Below are 16,904 nucleotides of genomic sequence, written 5' to 3' on the forward strand. Positions count from 1 at the left end.
GCCGTCGGGCGCCGCCGGGACGGCGGCGACAGCGGCGACAGCGGTTTCTGGGACGACGAGCGGCCGCGCCGCCGTTCCGAGGGCGCGCGCTCGGAGGGGCCGCGCTCCGGCGGCCGGCGCCGACCGCAGCAGGACGACCGCGGGCGCGCCCACGGGGCCCGATCCGGGGGCGCCCGGCGCTCCGGCGGGGGCGGGGGAGGCGGTCGGCGCCGCCCGCCCGCGCGCGACGAGCACGACGACCGCGGGCCGATCCGCCGCTTCTGGTCCAAGGTGTGGAAGCCCCTGCTGATCACCGCCGGTGTGCTCTTCATCGGCGGGGTCGCCGCGTTCTTCATCGCCTTCGCCCTCACCCCCGGGCCGGGTCAGATGAAGGCCCAGTCCGAGGCGACGCAGAAGGCCACGGTCATCACCTATGCGGGCGAGGACGGCGAGGCCGGCGAGGAGATCGTCACCACCGGTGACATCAACCGCCAGCCGGTGACCTACGACGAGATCCCCGACACCGTCATCAACGGGGTCCTCGGCACCGAGCAGCGCACCTTCCCCAGCGACGGCGGCATCTCGATCACCGGCACCATGCGGGCCGTGCTCAGCGGCGGCGGCGCCGGCGGCGGTTCGACCATCACCCAGCAGATGGCCCGCAACTACTACAACACCCTCACGCGCGATCAGACCATCACGCGCAAGGCCAAAGAGATCCTGATCTCCATCAAGCTGGGCCAGCAGCTTGACAAGGAACAGATCATCGAGCAGTACCTGAACACCATCTACTTCGGCCGCGGCGCCTACGGGGTGCAGGCCGCCGCGCAGGCCTACTTCGGCAAGGACGTCCAGGACCTCGACCAGGCCGAGGGCGCCTTCATCGGCGCGATCATCCAGCAGCCGGGGAACTTCGAGAACTACGAGGCCGACCCCAAGATCGAGGAGATCCTCAAGGAGCGCTGGAAGGACGACTCGGTCCACGGCATGGTCCTGATGAACCAGGACTACCCCGACTACGGCATCACCCAGGCCGAGGCCGACAAGCTGGAGTTCCCCGAGACGATCCCGTACTCGCCGGGCGAGGACCTGACCGAGGGCCACAAGGGGTACGTCCGCGATGCCGTGATGAAGGAGCTGGAGGACCGGTACGACCTGTCCGCCCAGCAGATCGCCACCGGCGGGTACCGGGTCACCACCTCCCTCGACGCCACGCTGATGAACAAGGCCGACAAGGTCTTCGGCGAGGTCCTGCCCGAGGGTATGCCGGAGGACACCAACTACGCCCTGACCTCCGTCGACCCCGCCACCGGCGAGATCAAGGCCTTCCGCGGCGGAACGGACTTCACCCAGGACGCCAACAACTCCCTCAGCGAACGCGCCCAGGCGGGTTCGGCGTTCAAGCCCTACGTGCTGGCCACCGGGCTCAGCCAGGGCATCAGCCTGGAGAGCGAGTTCGACGGCTCCTCCCCGCAGAAGTTCGAGGGCATCGAAGGCGAGATCCAGAACGACAGCAACCGGGACTGGGGCGTCGTCGACCTGACGGAGTCCACCAAGCACTCGGTGAACACCTCGTTCGTCCAGCTCGCCATCGATGTGACGCCCCCGGCCGTCGTGGAGACCGCCAAGGCGGCGGGCATCGACGAGCAGCAGTTCGAGACCGCCGAGATGGGGCCGAACATCGCGCTGGGCACCTACCAGGTGACCGCCAAGGACCAGGCCACCGGGTACGCCACCTTCGCCAACGGCGGCGTGCACCTCCCGGCGCACATGGTCACCAAGGTGGAGGCGCCCAACACCGAGGGCGACTTCGAGGAGCTCCAGCCCAACGACGCCGACGAGCTGGAGAAGGGCGAGCGCGCCTTCAGCGCGGACGTCGCGGCCGACGCCACCTACGCCATGCAGCAGGTCGTCTCGCCCGACGGCGGCGGCAGGAACGCCATGCTCTCCGACGGCCGCCCCGTGGCGGGCAAGACCGGTACCTCCAACGACGCCAAGTCGGCCTGGTTCGCCGGGTACACGCCGCAGCTGGCCACCGCGGTCGGGCTGTTCCGCGACAAGGGCCAGCAGCTCGTGATCCCGGGCGAGGCGGACGTCTACGGTGGTACGACGTCGGCCAAGGTCTGGAAGGAGTTCATGGAGACGGCGATGGAGGGCCAGCCGGTGAAGCAGTTCCCCGCTCCCGCCAACGTCGGCACCAAGCAGGACTCCCTGCCGATCGACCCCACGCCGTCGCAGCAGCCGACGGAGCAGCCCACGCAGCAGCCGACGGAGCAGCCCACCGAACAGCCCACGCAGCAGCCCACCGAACAGCCGACGGGCCCGCCGACGCCTCCCGGAGACGGGGAGTGCCCGGAATTCTGGCCCGACTGCAACGATGACGGCAGCGGTGGAGACGACGGCGAGTCGCCCGATCCCAATGATCCCGGGAACGGGGGCGGAGACAACGGCGGCGGCAATAACGGCGGCGGTGGAGGCGGAGGACTCTTCGGCCGTCAGGAGGACTAGCCGCCCGCGCCGCCCCACCCCGGCGGAGCCGAAGCGAACAGGAGTGATGTGACCTCCACGTCCGGAGGTGCCGGACACCCGAGTGCCGGCGGCGGTCGCCTGACCGCCGTCGGCACTCGGCGTATCCCGGCCGGAGAAGGAGACGCGGCCGCACGGGGCGCCACCGGGCACGCCGTCCCCTGGGCGGCGCTCGCGGGGCTCGGTGCCCTCGGAGCGGTCCTCGGCTACCTCGCCAAGTACCCGTGCAGGTTCGGAGGCGCGTGGCTGGACGGAGGGCAGTACGCCGCCGCCTGCTACAGCGACGTCTTCCCCCTCTACTACCGGGACGGGCTCGACCAGGGGATCGTCCCCTACATCGACAAGCCCGTGGAGTACCCCGTGCTCACGGGCGGGCTGATGCACCTCGCCGCGCGCGCGGTGTCCGGGCTGCCCGACACCCTCACGCGCGCGCTGGCCTACTTCGACGTGACCGCCCTGGTCATGGGGGTGTGTCTGACGGCCACCGTCCTGGCGACGGGGTGGCTGGCGGGGCGCGGGGGGGTGCACCCGCCGGAGGGGGCCGCCTTCGACCGGCGCCGGGCCCTGCTCGCCGGAGGCGTCACCGCGCTCCTGCCCGCGGGGGTGCTCACCGCCTACATCAACTGGGACCACCTGGCGGTCGCCCTGTTCACGGTCGGGCTGGCGCTCTACGCACGCGGGGGCCGGTGGCAGTGGGGCGGGGGAGCGCTCATCGGCCTGGCGGTGGCCGCCAAGTTCTACCCCTTCCTGGTCTTCGGGCCGATCCTCGTCCTCGTCCTGCGCCGCCTCCTCGGGCGCGGCGGGCTCGCCGTCGGGGACCTGCTGCGCCCCCTGGGCGGGGCGGCGGCCGCATGGGCGGCCGTCAACGCCCCGGTGGCCCTCGCGGCCCCCGAGGGGTGGGCGACCTTCTTCACCTTCAGCCGGGAGCGCGGAACCGACTGGGGGTCGGTCTACTACGTCCTGGGCGGCCACGGCCTCTTCGACAGCGCCGACCACGACCTGGTGAACACCGCCGGCACCGTCGGCCTCGCCGCGGCCTGCGCCCTGATCGCCGTCCTCGGCGTCGCGGCCCGCCGCCCGCCCCGCCTGGAGCAGCTCCTGCTGCTCACGGTGGCCGCCTTCCTGATCACCAACAAGGTGTGGTCGCCCCAGTTCGTGCTCTGGCTCATCCCGCTCGCGGTGCTGGCCTGGCCGCGGAACCTGGGCACCTGGCCGCCGGTCGCGGCGTTCGCGCTGTGGCAGCTGGCGGAGGTCGGCTACTTCTTCGGGATCTGGCAGCACCTGCTCCACACCGCGGCCGCGGCCCAGGGCACCGAGGCCGGTCTGGCCTTCGAGGGGTACGCGCTGCTGTCGCTGGGGCGCCTGGCCACCTTGGCGCTGCTGTGCGGGGTGACCGTGGCCGACTGCACAGCGGCCGGGCGCCAGGGGCCCACGGGCGCCGGTGCCGGACCCGGCGCGGAACCCGGGGACGATCCGGGGCACCGGGTCCGGACAGCCCCCGGCGAAGGCGGCGAATCGGCCCCTTGACAACTGGTAATCTTGGCGTTCGTCTGGCTCAACAGCCCTCCTGCCATGGAGAGACCATGGCCGCGACAGTCCAGAGGAGGTACGACGGCAATGCGTCGTTACGAAGTGATGGTCATCCTCGACCCGAACCTCGATGAGCGCACGGTCGCCCCGTCGCTCGACAAGTTCCTCGCGGTGGTCCGCAACGACGGCGGCTCCGTGGAGAAGGTCGACGTCTGGGGCAAGCGCCGCCTCTCCTACGACATCGAGAAGAACACCGACGGCATCTACGCGGTGATCGACCTGTCGGCCGAGCCCGCCACGGTCAAGGAGCTGGACCGCCAGCTCAACCTGACCGAGTCCGTCCTGCGCACCAAGGTCCTCCGCCCCGAGGTCCACTAGGTCCGCGCCCGCGTCGGCGCCCCGCACGCCTGATCCGAACCGATAGGAATCCGGAGCCTTCCATGGCAGGCGAGACCCAGATCACGCTCGTCGGCAACCTCGTCGACGACCCTGAGCTGCGATTCACCCCCAGCGGGGCCGCGGTCGCCAACTTCCGCGTCGCCTCCACACCGCGCGTCTTCGACCGCCAGAGCGGCGAGTGGAAGGACGGCGAGGCCATGTTCCTCAGCTGCGCGGTGTGGCGCCAGTACGCCGAGAACGTGGCCGAGAGCCTCCAGCGCGGTATGCGCGTCATCGTCCAGGGGCGCCTGAAGCAGCGCTCCTACGAGACCAAGGAGGGCGAGAAGCGCACCGTCTTCGAGATCGACGTCGAGGAGGTCGGGCCCACGCTGCGCTACGCCACCGCCAAGGTGGCCCGCACGCAGCGCCAGGGCGGCGGCCAGGGCGGCGGTTTCGGCGGCGGCGGCGGTGGCGGCGGGGGCTTCGGCGGCCAGCAGGGCGGCGGATACGGCAACCAGGGGGGCGGCTTCGGCGGCCCCCAGGGCGGCCGCTCCGGCCCTCCGGCCGACGACCCCTGGGCGACCAACGGCGGTGGCGGCGGCTTCGGCGGCGGCGGGTTCTCCGACGAGCCCCCGTTCTAGCCCGGCCCCGCGACGGCCACCCAGTCCGAACAGACCATCCCCGGACGAATCCGGGGCTCTTGACAAAGGAGCACCACGATGGCGAAGCCGGCAGCACGCAAGCCCAAGAAGAAGGTTTGCCTCTTCTGCCAGGAGAAGGCGTCCTACATCGACTACAAGGACACCACTCTGCTGCGCAAGTTCATCTCCGACCGCGGCAAGATCCGTGCCCGCCGCGTCACCGGCAACTGCACGCAGCACCAGCGCGACGTCGCGACGGCGATCAAGAACGCCCGCGAGATGGCGCTGCTGCCCTACACCAGCACCGCTCGCTAAACGGGGAATACCGAGGGAGGTTTTAGTCGTGAAGCTGATTCTGACCCACGAGGTCGACGGTCTCGGTGCCCCCGGCGACGTCGTCGAGGTGAAGGACGGCTACGGCCGCAACTACCTGCTTCCGCGCGGGGTCGCCATCAGGTGGACCCGGGGCGGCCAGAAGCAGATCGACTCGATCCGCCGCGCCCGCCAGGCCCGGGACATCCGCACCCTGGAGGAGGCCGAGCAGGTCGCCGAGCGCCTGCGCTCGCTCCGTGTGGAGCTGGGCCGCCGCGCCGGCGACGGCGGCCGCCTGTTCGGGTCGGTCAACGCCGCGGACGTCGCCGAGGCGGTCACGGCCGCCGGCGGCCCGCAGGTCGACAAGCGCCGTATCGAGATCCGCAACCCGATCAAGTCGGTCGGCGAGCACAAGGTGCGCATCCGCCTGCACCCTGAGGTCTCGGCCACCATCGCGCTGGAGGTCGTCGGCGACTAGTCCGCCGCGGCCGTGAAGGCCCCGCCCCCGCACCGCGGGGGCGGGGCCTTCGTTCATTCGGACACGCCGCATTGCTCATAGTGATTTTTTGATCACTATTTGTAACTTATCGTGGCCTGTGGGCACGTCGCCCCACAGGAAGGATGAGGCCGACATGGGCAGTCACGAGCAGGAGACCCCGCACCCGATGGGCCTGACCCGGCGCGGCGCGGTCCGGGCCGGTGCCCTGGCCGCCGGAGCGGTGCTGCTCGGCGGCGCGGCGGACCTGGCCGCCCCGGCACCCGCGCTGGCCGTCGCCGCCCCCAAGGTCTATACCCGCTCGGACTGGGGCGCCCGGCGGCCGAAGCGCTACGCGAGCGTCACCCGGGCACCCGACCACATCGTCGTCCACCACACCGCGACGGCGAACAGCACCGACTACTCCAAGAGCCACGCGGCGGCGCTGTCCCGGGCCATCCAGCGCTACCACATGGACTCCAACGGCTGGGACGACACCGGGCAGCAGTTCACCATCTCGCGCGGCGGCCACATCATGGAGGGCCGAAACCGCAGCCTGGCGGCCGTGCGGGACGGGCGGCACGCCATCGGCGCCCACACCGCGAACCACAACTCGCACACCGTGGGCATCGAGAACGAGGGGCTGTACACCTCGGCCACCCCCACCAAGGCGCTCATGGCGGCGCTCGCCGACACCTGCGCCTGGCTGTGCCTGGTGTACGGGCTCGACCCGGCCGAGAGCATCGTCGGGCACCGCGACTACAACGCCACGAGCTGTCCGGGCGACCGGCTGTACGGGATGCTGCCCGACCTGCGCAAGGATGTCGCGGCGCGGATGCGGACCGCCCGGCGGCGCCTGGAGCTGCTCAGCCTGGCCGAACTCCCCGAGGAGCACCTGCCGACGTACCCGGCGGTGCCCACGGGGGAGCGCGCCGCCCCCTACTACCACGGCCCGGCGCTCGGCGAGCGCGACGCGGTGCGGGCGGACGACGGCTACCGCGGGGCCGGGGACGGCCTTCCCGGGGAGGACGCCTGAGCCGACCGGCAGGCGGACCGGCCCGGCACGCGTCCCCGGGGCGGTCCGCCGGACGGTCCGCGTCAGTCGCGCGTCGATCCCAGCACCACCCACGCGCCGCCGCGGGCGCGCAGCCCCAGGGTGATGCCGCGCGCGGCCATCCACACCCCGAACGCCAGCCACAGCCGCAGCAGGGCGTCGGGGGAGCCCGGGGGCGTCGTCCACAGCACCACGGCGGCGCACGGCAGGAAGGCCAGCATCGTCCAGAAGCTCGCCCAGGCCAGGTAGCGCTGGTCCCCGGCGCCCATCAGGATGCCGTCGAGCACCATCACCACCCCGCTCAGCGGCTGCAGGAGCGCCACCACCAGCAGCGCGGAGACGATCAGCGCCGCCACCCGGGCGTCGGAGGTGAACGGCACCGGCGCCCACGGGCGCAGCACCAGCACCAGCACCGTGAATACGACGCCGGTCATGACGCCCCACTCGACCATGCGGCGGGTGGCGGCCCGCGCCCCGCGGGCGTCCGAGGCCCCCAGGTAGCGGCCGATGATCGCCTGCGCCGCCACCGCGATCGCGTCCATGGCGAACACCAGCAGCGACCAGAGCTGGAAGGCGACCTGCTGGGCGGCGATCTCCTGGTCACCCATGCGGGCGGCCACCGCCGTGGTGACCACCAACACCACCCGCAGCGACACCGTCCGCACGAACAGCGCGGCGCCGGCGGCCGCGGACGCCCTCACCCCGGCGGGGTCGGGCGCCAGGGACACCCCCGCGCGGCGGGCGGCCCGCACCACCACCGCCAGGTAGACGGCGGCGCCGCCCCACTGCGCCGCTACCGTCGCCCACGCCGACCCGGCGATGCCCGTGTCCAGCACGAGCACCAGCACCGCGGCCAGCGCGGCGTTCGCCGCGGCGGTGCCCACCGACACCAGCAGCGGCGTGCGGGCGTCCTGCAGCCCGCGCAGTACCCCCGTCCCGGCCATGACCAGCAGCAGCGCGGGTGCGCTGAGCAGGCTGATCCGCAGGTAGGTGAGCGCGTAGGGGGCGACCTCGTCCGAGGCGCCGAGCGCCTCCACCAGCCAGGGGCCGCCCGCATACCCGGCGGCGGCCGCGGCGGCGCCGATGATCAGCGCCAGCCACAGGCCGTCGACGCCGCTGCGCAGCCCCTCGCGCACCTGCCCGGCGCCGAACCGCCGGGCGACCGCCGCCGTGGTGCCGTAGGCCAGGAAGATGCACAGGTTGGCCAGGGTCATCAGGATCTGCCCGGCGACCCCGAGGCCGCCGAGCGGGCGGGTGCCCAGGGTGCCGACGATCGCGGTGTCGGTGAGCAGCAGGAGCGGCTCGGCGATGAGCGCGAAGAAGGTGGGGACGGCGAGGCGGAGGATCTCGCGGTCGTGCGGGTGGCGGAAGGGAGGCGCGGACAGTGGAGCGGACATGGCCCGGCCACGTTACCGGACACGTGTTCGAGGTGGGGGACCGGCGTCCACGGTGTGTCGAACGCCCTGTGGAAAACCTGTGGACGAAGATGTGTGCGGTTTCTTTCACGCACAGGCGGTGCATAAGGTTTTTGCAGCTCATACCGTGTGTGCGGGGAGTGCACAGGAGTTATCCACAGGCGTTGTGCACAAGCTATCCGCAGGAACGCCGCACTCGTCCACAGGATCTCCCCAGCAGCGTCCACAGGCCGCTTTGCCTTGCGGGGTCCGCGGTCGGGACAATCGCTTGGGCCGGTGCAGGCAGGACCGGCCGTCACCAGGGGGAGAGTACGTGAGCGTCGCCGAGCAGCCGTCGGAGCACAGCGGGTTCGACCGCACCCCGCCGCACGACATCCTGGCGGAGCAGAGCGTCCTGGGGGGCATGCTGCTGTCCAAGGACGCCATCACCGAGGTCGTCGAGATCGTGCGCTCCAGCGACTTCTACCGGCCCGCGCACCAGACGGTCTACGACGCGGTCGTGGACCTGTTCTCGCGCGGCGAGCCGGTCGACGCGATCAGCGTCAACGCCGAGCTGACCAAGCGCGGCGAGATCACCCGCGTCGGCGGGGCGCCGTACCTGCACACGCTGACCGAGGCGATCCCGACGGCGGCCAACGCCGGGTACTACGCCCGCATCGTGGCCGACCGGGCGGTGCTGCGCCGCCTGGTCGAGGTGGGCACGCACATCGCCCAGATGGGCTACACGGGCGACGGCGAGGTCGATGACATCGTCGACCAGGCCCAGGCCGAGGTCTTCCGCGTCGCCGAGAAGCGCACGGGCGAGGACTACCTCCCGCTGAGCGACATCATGCCGGGGGCCCTGGACGAGATCGAGGCGATCTCCGCCCACGACGGCTCCATGACCGGCGTCCCGACCGGCTTCACCGACTTCGACCAGCTCACCAACGGCCTGCACGCCGGACAAATGGTCATCATCGCCGCAAGGCCGGCAGTGGGCAAGTCGACGCTTGCCCTCGACTTCGCCCGTGCCGCGTCCATCAAGCACCAGTTGACCTCGGTCTTCTTCAGTCTGGAGATGGGGCGCAACGAGATCGTCATGCGCCTGCTCTCCGCCGAGGCGCGGGTGCCGCTGCACACCATGCGCTCCGGCCTGATGACCGATGACGACTGGCAGCGCCTGGCCCGCAGAATGGGCGAGGTCGCCGGGGCCCCGCTCTTCATCGACGACTCCCCGAACATGTCGATGATGGAGATCCGGGCCAAGTGCCGCCGCTTGAAGCAGCAGCACGACCTCAAGCTCGTCGTCGTGGACTACCTCCAGCTCATGAGCTCCTCGGGGCGGGTCGAGAGCCGCCAGCAGGAGGTCTCGGAGTTCTCCCGTTCGCTGAAGCTCCTCGCCAAGGAGCTGGAGGTCCCGGTCATCGCGCTCTCCCAGCTCAACCGGGGTCCCGAACAGAGAACGGATAAAAAGCCCCAGGTGAGCGATCTACGCGAAAGTGGATCTATCGAGCAGGATGCTGACATGGTGCTTTTGTTGTACAGAGAGGACGTTCACGACAAAGAGTCCCCCCGGGCCGGGGAGGCCGACATCATCGTGGCCAAGCACCGCAACGGCCCCACCGCCGAGGTCACCGTCGCGTTCCAGGGCCACTACAGCCGCTTCGTCGACATGGCGCCCGGGTAGAGGCCCCTCAGAACCGCCCCTGCCGGGTCCACTCCGGTGTCCAGACGCCGCCGGCCGGACGTCCGGGGTGGGCGGCCGTGAAGTGGTCGCGCAGGGCCGCCAAGGCGGGGTGGGGGTTGTCGGTGTGCCACACCAGTGAGTGCGGATACACCGGCGTCGGGTCCGTGATGGGGATGCGGCGCAGGCTGTGTCCGGCGGGCCAGGCCAAGGGGGTCTGCTCGCTCACGAACGTGGCCAGTGTCGTGGACTCGGCGATGGTGTCGAGCAGGTGCTCGATCCCGAAGTTCGGGCCGACCGCCTCGATGGTGATGCCGAAGGCCTGCGCGAGGTCGTCGTAGTAGGCGGCCCACTCGGTGCCGGGCAGATTGCCGGGCATCCACACGCGGTGGCCCGCGAGCTGGGCCGGGGCGACCGCCGGAGCGTCCGCGAACGGGTGCCCCGGTCCGGTGAACAGGTACAGCGGTTCGTCGAAGACGGGTGCGGCCTCCACACCCTGTGGAAGCCGCCGCCCCGGCATGGTGACGGCGCGGAACGTCGCGTCGATCGTTCCCGCCTCGACGGCGGCGATGGCGGTGTCGAAGTCGAACAGCGTCACGACGTCCAGCGCCGTGTCGGGGTGGGCCGAGTGGAAGCCGCGCAGGAGGCCCGCCAGGGAGAGCCGTCGGCCGATGACGTCGACGCGCAGCGCACGGCTGCCCGGCCGCACCGAGTCGACGGCCCGTTCGGCGGCGCGGAGAAGGGAGCGGGCGTGGGGGAGGAACGCCTGCCCGTCGATCGTGGGCCGCGCGCCGCGGGCGTCCCGGGTGAAGAGGCGGACACCGAGCTCGGCCTCCAGCGCGGCGACGCGCTTGGAGACCGCCTGCGGGGTGATCGACAGATCGGCGGCGGCCTCTTGGAACTGTCCCGCGTCGACGACGGCGACGAAGGTGCGTACTGCGGCGACGTCCATGCCGGTCATCCTAGATCGACAACCGATGGTTGCTCGTACCTGTCGCGGCCGTTGTTTGATCCCAGGTCATGGCCATCGCTTTGATGGGCCCGATCAACACACGGTTGGTCACCCGTCGGGCGACGACCGACGGGTCCGGCCCGAGCCTCCCTGGGGGACCCTCATGCCCGATCGCGACCGCCTGTACATCCGCACGCCCGAGTTCGCGCGCGTGGCCGAGCGGATCGAGCAGGTGAACACGCTGACCGCACGGCTCAACGCCCTGCCCTATGAGGACAAGGCCGCACGTAGGGCCCTGCTGTCCGAGATCACCGGCAGGCCCGTGCCCGACTCGGTCACCGTCTATCCGCCCTTCTACAGCCACTACGGGCTCGGCATCGACTTCGGCGAGAGGGTCTTCGTCAACCAGGGCTGCACCTTCATGGACTACACCGGCGCAGGCACCATCCGCCTCGGCGACGGTGTCATGATCGGCCCCAAGACCACCCTCATCGCGACCGACCACCCGTCGGAGGCCGCCGAGCGCAGCGAGTTCCTCACGATGGCGCCCATCACGATCGAGGACGGAGCATGGATCGGCGCGGCGGTCACGGTCCTGCCGGGCGTCACCATCGGGCGCGGTGCCGCGGTCGGCGCCGGAAGCGTCGTCACCAAGGACGTTCCCCCCGACACACTGGTGACCGGACCGGCGGCGTTCGAGCGCAAGCGGTGGAGCGACTGAGCGGTGCGCCGGGGGACGGGAGCGGGACGCCTCACCCCCCGGTGTCGGGCAGGCGGGACACCACGGTGCTGTGGCGGCTCTGGAAGATGACCGAGGTCCGGAACCCCGCGATCTCCTTGCGCTTGCTGAGCTTGTCCAGCAGGAAGCCGTGCAGGGCGTCCAGGTCCTGCACGGCCACGTGCAGGACGAAGTCGTCGCCGCCCGAGAGCACGAACACCGACAGCACCTCGGGAAAGGCCGCCACGGTCTCCTTGAACTGCACGATCACCGCCCGGCTGAGCGGGCGCACCTGGACCGAGACCAGCGCCTCGGCGCGCCGGGCCCGGGACTACGGTTCCTACCTGGAGGACCTGTCCCGGACGGGGGCCGAGGAGCTGGTGTACCGGGCGCTGGCGCTGTTCGGCCCCAAGGCCCGGGTGAACGCGCTGACCAAGCGGCTGCCGCTGCTGAAGTGAGTCGGCCCCGCGCACGGACGAGGGGGACGACGCGGTGCGTCGTCCCCCTCGATCGTCTTCGCCGCGCGCTCTTCGCGCGGTGCTCCGGCCCCGGTCAGATCCAGCGGGCCTCGGGCCGCTTGCGGCCGTTCGCGTCTTCCACCAGCACCCAGGACATCGCCGGGCGGCGGTCGGTCTCCTCGGAGGCGCGGGGCGCGGGAGGAGTGAGGTCGGCGCGGCGCAGCGAGCCGGATGCGCGGCGCACCACGGAGGGGCGCGTGCGGCGCCGGGTCGGAGCGGGGCGGCCGGACTGAGCTGCCATGCCCTGTCTGCGAACCATGGCGGCACCCCCTTCGTCTATCGCAAGAGGCCTTACGTTAACCCTTCGTTCACCTAAGAGTCAACTCGACGCCCCTGAAACTTGGGGTCTGCGGGGGATGTGTGCGGCGTCTTCCCAGGTCGTTCCGGGTGGTGAGGCTAAGGTGAACAAAAAGTGAACAGAAGGGGGACGGTGGGGGAGCGCAGGTGGGCGCGGGGCCCCGGAGCGGGCCCGGGCGCACGAAAAAGGCGCCCGCCGTGCGGCGGACGCCCCCGGTCACCTCGGTCCCGCGGCGGTCACTTCCCCTTGTCGGGGAAGATCAGGCCGACGACCTCAAGGTAGAGCTGCTCCGGGTAGGGAACGAAGTTGATCCGGCTGAGGGCCTGGTCCTGACCGGCCGACTCCATCACGAACGTGCCGTACCCGAGGAAGCGGCCCACGAGGGACCGCTCGAAGCGCATGTCGGTGACCTTGCCGAGCGGCATCATGTTCACCTGGCGGGTGATCAGACCCTGGGTGAGCAGCAGCCTCGCCGAAGTGATCACGAAGTAGTCGACCGACCACTCCGCGACCTTCCAGACGAACCACACCAGCACCAGCAGCCACACCCACCAGATGACGGCCAGCGCGGTCGGCGTGGCGGCCAGCGCCGTGTTGCTCAGGATGCCCGCCATGATGAGGGCGCCCAGGACCAGTGCCACGGGCGTCATCAGCACGGCGGGGTGCCGCCGGATGGTGACGACGTCCTGTTCGTGGGGCAGCAGGTATCGGTTGACGGATGCGGGAGCCCGGTTCGTCGAGGCTACGAGCTTCATTGCCGCACGTTCCCTCAGGTCATGCGCTGAGCGCGTTGACGAAGCGCGACAGCGACTCGGCCGCGGACATCAGTCCGCCCAGCCCCGTCTGGATCACTCCGGCCGCGCTTTCAGGTTGAGTGAGCAGGTAGAAAGCGACGAAGGCGATGAGGGCGTACCCCAGCCATTTTTTCAACTTGGCCATGACCGACTCCCCAACAAAGCACGCTGACCCACCAACCCAAGGTGATTGTTACACCGACAATCGACCCCGTAAAGCCAGATGCCCGTCTTCGGCGTGGCGTGACGCACGTTGGGCGTGTGGTGCTGGTCACGTTCCGTGCGGGCGGTGGTGCGGTGGGGGGTCTAGGTGCGCTCCGCGAAGGCCAGGGCGAGCACCTGCAGGTGCTGGCGGGCGATGCGCTCGACCAGGTCGGGGGCGGCCCGGCCGGTGACGTCGAGGGCGCCCTGGCGTGCGGCGCCCACGCATCTGTCGACCGTGGACCGCTCGTGCACGCCGGAGAACTCGGCGCCGAGGCGGTCGGCGACGGGGGTCAGTTCGCGGTCTGCGGTGTCGGTGTGCTCAGGCATCTCACTCCTCGAGGGGCAGGGTGAGCTACGGCGCTCCGTGCTCGGGTCGTGTCGGTCAGTGATCGCTTCCGGGTGCGGTGGGGCCCGGTGCGGCGGCGCGGTACGGGACCGGTGGGGTGGGGCAGGGGTTTCGGTCGGGTCGGGGCGGCGGTCGGGTGCGGGTACCGATCAGGATCACTCTAGGGGGTCACGCCTCCATCTCAGAATCAATTCGACTGGTCAAAGTCGTGTCGTCCACGCGTGTTCGGCGCGCGGAACGGTGCGGCGGCGGCGTTCGTCGCACTGACCCCTTCTTCCCCCTTTTCGGTCATTCATTCCGGTCGAGGCCGACATATACAAAAAAGCGTCCGTCCCGTGTCGGGACGGACGCATGGCGGACACCGCTCCCCCGGAGGAAGCGGGACGGATCAGACGCAGCCGTACAGGCGGTCACCGGCGTCGCCGAGGCCGGGGATGATGAAACCGTTCTCGTCCAGGCGGTCGTCGACCGCCGCGGTGACCACCCGCAGCACCGCACCGTGGTCCTCGCCCAGCGTCTCGCCGAGGCGGTCCCGAACCGCCGACAGCCCCTCGGGGGCGGCCAGCAGGCAGATCGCCGTGACGTGGTCGGCGCCCCGGTCGACCAGCAGCTTGAGCGCCGCGGCCAGGGTGCCGCCGGTGGCCAGCATCGGATCCAGCACGTAGCACTGGCGGCCGGACAGGTCCTGGGGGAGCCGGTCGGCGTAGGTGGCCGGCTGCAGGGTCTCCTCGTCGCGGGCCATCCCGAGGAAGCCGACCTCGGCGGTGGGCAGCAGCCGGGTCATGCCGTCGAGCATGCCCAGACCGGCCCGCAGGATCGGCACCACCAGCGGGGTGGGGCGGCTGAGCTGCACGCCCTCCGCGGGGCGCAGGGGGGTGTCCACGCTCACCCGGGCGACCCGCACGTCCCGGGTGGCCTCGTAGGTGAGGAGGGTGACCAGCTCGTCGGTGAGGCGCCGGAAGGTGGGCGAATCGGTGCGCACGTCGCGCAGGGTGGTGAGCTTGTGCGCGACCAGGGGGTGGTCGACGACCAGGGTCTCCATTGAATACTCCGGGTGAGCTGCTGAAACGTGCGTGATCCGGCGAACGAGTCTATCCGTGCACAGCACCGCCTCCTCCCGGTGATCACGATCTCGGACATCCGGTTCCTCCGGGTGCCGGATGTCCGATCTAATGGGGGATGCAGGCGCCCCCCGCCGCTCGCCGCGGCGGCGTCCGGGGCTACGATGGCGCGGCCGGGGGGCTTCTGCGATCCTGGCCCGATCACGACCGGCCTGATGGGGTGGCGATGACGGAACTCGACGAGAGCGACGGGCTTCCGGGGGAGGGCGACTTCGCGGCAGTCGCCTACCGCGAAGACGACCTCTGGGATGTCTACCTTCTTCCCGAGGCCCTGACCCGCGACTTCAAGGGGCTGCTGCACGCCCTCCGCCAGCAGCCCAGTATCAGCGGGGCGATCGGACTGCTGTCGGTCGGCGACGACTTCTTCATCATCGCGCGTGTGTACGGCCACGACAATGTGACCGTGTTCCTGTCGGACGTCACCGCGTCGGTCGACTGGGAGGTCGCCCGCGAGGTGCTGGACTTCCTGGACATCGACGTGCCCGACGACGAGGACCTGGACCAGGTGCTCCCGGCGGGGGACCTGTCCATCCTGGCCGACCTGGGGCTGGAGGAGATGGAGCTGGGCGCCCTGGCGGGCGATCTGGACCTGTACCCCGACGAGGTGCTGGCGAGCGTGTCCGAGCGGCTCGGATTCCAGCAGGCGTTCCAGCGTGCCCTGGACACCATGGGGTAAGGAGCCCCACGAACGGCCATCGGGGAGGGCCCGACGGGGTAGGACGGTCCACAGCGAGCAGCCCGGGAGCACCACGTGTCGGTCTTCTCAGCGGTCTTTTTCCGCGCGTCGGGGGAGTGGGGCGCGGCGGAGGTCGACCTCGCGGACGCCGAGGGGGTGGACGACCTCGCCGACGCGATGCGCGACGCGGCGGGGGAGCACGCGCCCGGCGCCGAGGACGGGACGATGGTACTGCTGCTGGAGGCCGACGACGAGTGGTTCGGCATCGTGCGCCTGGACGACCGGGAGGACCCGCGGGTGTTCCTGTCGGACGCGCGCTTCGTGCACGAGAACGAGACGGCGGCGCTGCTGCTGGACAGCGGCCAGATCGAGGCGCCTGAGCAGGTGGAGGGGACGGGGCAGAAACCCCTCCCCGACCCGGGGGGCGACGCCGGCCTGATGGGCGACCTGGGGACCCCCGCCGGGGACCTCTCGGCGCTCGCGCTGGCCGAGGGGGCGCTCCCGGCGGACGTCCTGGCAGAGGTCGCCGAGCGCGCCGGGTTCGCCGACCGGCTGGACGCGTTGAGGACGCCTTGAGGCGTGGCGGCGTACCGGGCGGTGCCGTGGTGTCGGCGTACCGGGCGCACCGGGTGTGCCGAGCGGCGGCCGCATGGCACTGAGGACGCAGTGAGGATGGGGCGGTGACCGGAGACGGGTCCGCGGGCGCGCCCGGGTACGGGGTCGGCCCGCTCATGGACCGCGCCGTTCTGGACGCGGCTCTGATGCGCGCGCTGGACGAGGGGCGGCGCGCGGCCGATATGGGGGACGTGCCGGTGGGGGCGGTCGTCCTGGACGAGGGCGGCGGGATCCTGGCTCAGGGCCGCAACGAGCGCGAGGCGGTCGGGGACCCCACGGCGCACGCCGAGGTGGTGGCGCTGCGGGCGGCGGCGCGCGAGCGCGGCGAGTGGCGGCTGAGCGGCTGCACGCTGGTGGTGACACTGGAGCCGTGCACGATGTGCGCGGGTGCGGCCGTGCTGTCCCGGGTGGACCGGGTGGTCTACGGGGCACGCGATCCCAAGGCGGGGGCGGCCGGTTCGGTATGGGACGCCCTGCGCGACCGGAGGCTCAACCACCGCCCGGAGGTGGTCCCGCCGGACCTTGTCGGCCCCGAGGCGGCCGAGGCGTGCGCCCGCCTCCTCACCGATTTCTTCTCCGGGCGACGTTTCAGGTAGAGTCACCCTCGGTGGAGTCGCCTAGTGGCCGAGGGCGCTCGCCTCGAAAGCGAGTGAAGGGCAACCTTCCGTGGGTTCAAATCCCACCTCCAC

The 16,904-nt window shown here is 71.2% G+C and carries 21 protein-coding genes; 13 read left to right on the top strand and 8 right to left on the bottom strand.

What is annotated here, in order from left to right; genetic code table 11:
* The 7 genes from D476_RS33515 to D476_RS0116060 form a co-directional block, all read left to right on the top strand.
* Positions 1-2,487, top strand: a 2,487-nt coding sequence (locus D476_RS33515) for a transglycosylase domain-containing protein (protein ID WP_017624956.1), incomplete at its 5' end; no start/stop codon positions are given.
* Between the two features lie 48 nt (positions 2,488-2,535).
* Positions 2,536-4,032, top strand: a complete 1,497-nt coding sequence (locus D476_RS0116035) for a glycosyltransferase family 87 protein (protein WP_017624957.1) — start codon at positions 2,536-2,538, stop codon at positions 4,030-4,032.
* A 90-nt stretch (positions 4,033-4,122) separates the two neighbouring features.
* Complete coding sequence (gene rpsF, locus D476_RS0116040) at positions 4,123-4,413, top strand: 30S ribosomal protein S6 (RefSeq protein ID WP_026123554.1); 291 nt, start codon at positions 4,123-4,125, stop codon at positions 4,411-4,413.
* A 62-nt stretch (positions 4,414-4,475) separates the two neighbouring features.
* Positions 4,476-5,054 carry a single-stranded DNA-binding protein gene (locus tag D476_RS0116045; protein ID WP_017624958.1) on the top strand — a complete coding sequence of 193 codons (579 nt, stop codon included), beginning with the start codon at positions 4,476-4,478 and terminating at the stop codon, positions 5,052-5,054.
* 78 nt (positions 5,055-5,132) lie between these two features.
* Complete coding sequence (gene rpsR, locus D476_RS0116050; protein ID WP_017539584.1) at positions 5,133-5,369, top strand: 30S ribosomal protein S18; 237 nt, start codon at positions 5,133-5,135, stop codon at positions 5,367-5,369.
* Between the two features lie 28 nt (positions 5,370-5,397).
* Positions 5,398-5,844: a 50S ribosomal protein L9 gene (rplI, locus tag D476_RS0116055; protein ID WP_017624959.1), complete on the top strand. Its 447-nt coding sequence runs from the start codon at positions 5,398-5,400 to the stop codon at positions 5,842-5,844.
* A 154-nt stretch (positions 5,845-5,998) separates the two neighbouring features.
* The gene (locus tag D476_RS0116060; protein WP_017624960.1) at positions 5,999-6,877 is read left to right on the top strand and encodes a peptidoglycan recognition protein family protein; all 879 of its coding nucleotides are present in this window, start codon (positions 5,999-6,001) and stop codon (positions 6,875-6,877) included.
* A 62-nt stretch (positions 6,878-6,939) separates the two neighbouring features.
* Here D476_RS0116060 and D476_RS0116065 read toward each other — a convergent pair whose 3' ends face one another.
* Entirely contained in the window at positions 6,940-8,292 is a 1,353-nt protein-coding gene (locus D476_RS0116065; RefSeq protein WP_017624961.1) for an MATE family efflux transporter, read from the bottom strand.
* A gap of 331 nt (positions 8,293-8,623) precedes the next feature.
* On the opposite strand from D476_RS0116065, the gene dnaB reads away from it, so the two are divergent.
* Positions 8,624-9,976, top strand: coding sequence for a replicative DNA helicase (gene dnaB, locus D476_RS0116070; RefSeq protein WP_017624962.1), 1,353 nt, complete (start codon positions 8,624-8,626; stop codon positions 9,974-9,976).
* Positions 9,977-9,983: 7 nt separating this feature from the next.
* On the opposite strand, the gene D476_RS0116075 is transcribed toward dnaB, so the two are convergent.
* Positions 9,984-10,925, bottom strand: a complete 942-nt coding sequence (locus tag D476_RS0116075) for a LysR family transcriptional regulator (RefSeq protein WP_026123555.1) — start codon at positions 10,923-10,925, stop codon at positions 9,984-9,986.
* A gap of 163 nt (positions 10,926-11,088) precedes the next feature.
* Between D476_RS0116075 and D476_RS0116080 the strand changes: the two genes are divergently transcribed.
* Complete coding sequence (locus D476_RS0116080) at positions 11,089-11,646, top strand: sugar O-acetyltransferase (RefSeq protein ID WP_017624964.1); 558 nt, start codon at positions 11,089-11,091, stop codon at positions 11,644-11,646.
* A 31-nt stretch (positions 11,647-11,677) separates the two neighbouring features.
* Here D476_RS0116080 and D476_RS33520 read toward each other — a convergent pair whose 3' ends face one another.
* Positions 11,678-11,890, bottom strand: a complete 213-nt coding sequence (locus tag D476_RS33520; RefSeq protein ID WP_239648730.1) for an Lrp/AsnC ligand binding domain-containing protein — start codon at positions 11,888-11,890, stop codon at positions 11,678-11,680.
* A 7-nt stretch (positions 11,891-11,897) separates the two neighbouring features.
* Here D476_RS33520 and D476_RS0116090 point away from each other — a divergent pair, with 7 nt between their 5' ends.
* On the top strand, positions 11,898-12,101 hold the full coding sequence (locus tag D476_RS0116090; RefSeq protein ID WP_017624966.1) for a DUF2000 family protein: 204 nt from the start codon (positions 11,898-11,900) through the stop codon (positions 12,099-12,101).
* A gap of 94 nt (positions 12,102-12,195) precedes the next feature.
* Here the strand turns inward: D476_RS0116090 and D476_RS0116095 are convergent, their stop codons facing one another.
* The 5 genes from D476_RS0116095 to upp form a co-directional block, all read right to left on the bottom strand.
* Complete coding sequence (locus tag D476_RS0116095; protein WP_017624967.1) at positions 12,196-12,402, bottom strand: hypothetical protein; 207 nt, start codon at positions 12,400-12,402, stop codon at positions 12,196-12,198.
* Between the two features lie 293 nt (positions 12,403-12,695).
* The gene (locus tag D476_RS0116100; protein ID WP_017539577.1) at positions 12,696-13,214 is read right to left on the bottom strand and encodes a PH domain-containing protein; all 519 of its coding nucleotides are present in this window, start codon (positions 13,212-13,214) and stop codon (positions 12,696-12,698) included.
* A 19-nt stretch (positions 13,215-13,233) separates the two neighbouring features.
* Positions 13,234-13,398, bottom strand: a complete 165-nt coding sequence (locus D476_RS38240) for a hypothetical protein (protein WP_017539576.1) — start codon at positions 13,396-13,398, stop codon at positions 13,234-13,236.
* A 161-nt stretch (positions 13,399-13,559) separates the two neighbouring features.
* Positions 13,560-13,784 carry a hypothetical protein gene (locus tag D476_RS0116110; RefSeq protein ID WP_017624968.1) on the bottom strand — a complete coding sequence of 75 codons (225 nt, stop codon included), beginning with the start codon at positions 13,782-13,784 and terminating at the stop codon, positions 13,560-13,562.
* A gap of 407 nt (positions 13,785-14,191) precedes the next feature.
* Positions 14,192-14,845: a uracil phosphoribosyltransferase gene (gene upp, locus D476_RS0116115; RefSeq protein ID WP_017624969.1), complete on the bottom strand. Its 654-nt coding sequence runs from the start codon at positions 14,843-14,845 to the stop codon at positions 14,192-14,194.
* A gap of 245 nt (positions 14,846-15,090) precedes the next feature.
* Between upp and D476_RS0116120 the strand changes: the two genes are divergently transcribed.
* From D476_RS0116120 to D476_RS0116130, 3 genes are all read left to right on the top strand, one after another.
* Positions 15,091-15,600: a tRNA adenosine deaminase-associated protein gene (locus D476_RS0116120; protein WP_017624970.1), complete on the top strand. Its 510-nt coding sequence runs from the start codon at positions 15,091-15,093 to the stop codon at positions 15,598-15,600.
* 75 nt (positions 15,601-15,675) lie between these two features.
* Positions 15,676-16,176, top strand: a complete 501-nt coding sequence (locus D476_RS0116125) for a tRNA adenosine deaminase-associated protein (RefSeq protein ID WP_017624971.1) — start codon at positions 15,676-15,678, stop codon at positions 16,174-16,176.
* 155 nt (positions 16,177-16,331) lie between these two features.
* On the top strand, positions 16,332-16,811 hold the full coding sequence (locus tag D476_RS0116130; protein ID WP_026123556.1) for a nucleoside deaminase: 480 nt from the start codon (positions 16,332-16,334) through the stop codon (positions 16,809-16,811).
* Positions 16,812-16,904 lie beyond the last annotated feature (93 nt).

It is taken from the genome of Nocardiopsis chromatogenes YIM 90109, assembly GCF_000341185.1.
GTDB classification, from domain to species: domain Bacteria; phylum Actinomycetota; class Actinomycetes; order Streptosporangiales; family Streptosporangiaceae; genus Nocardiopsis_A; species Nocardiopsis_A chromatogenes.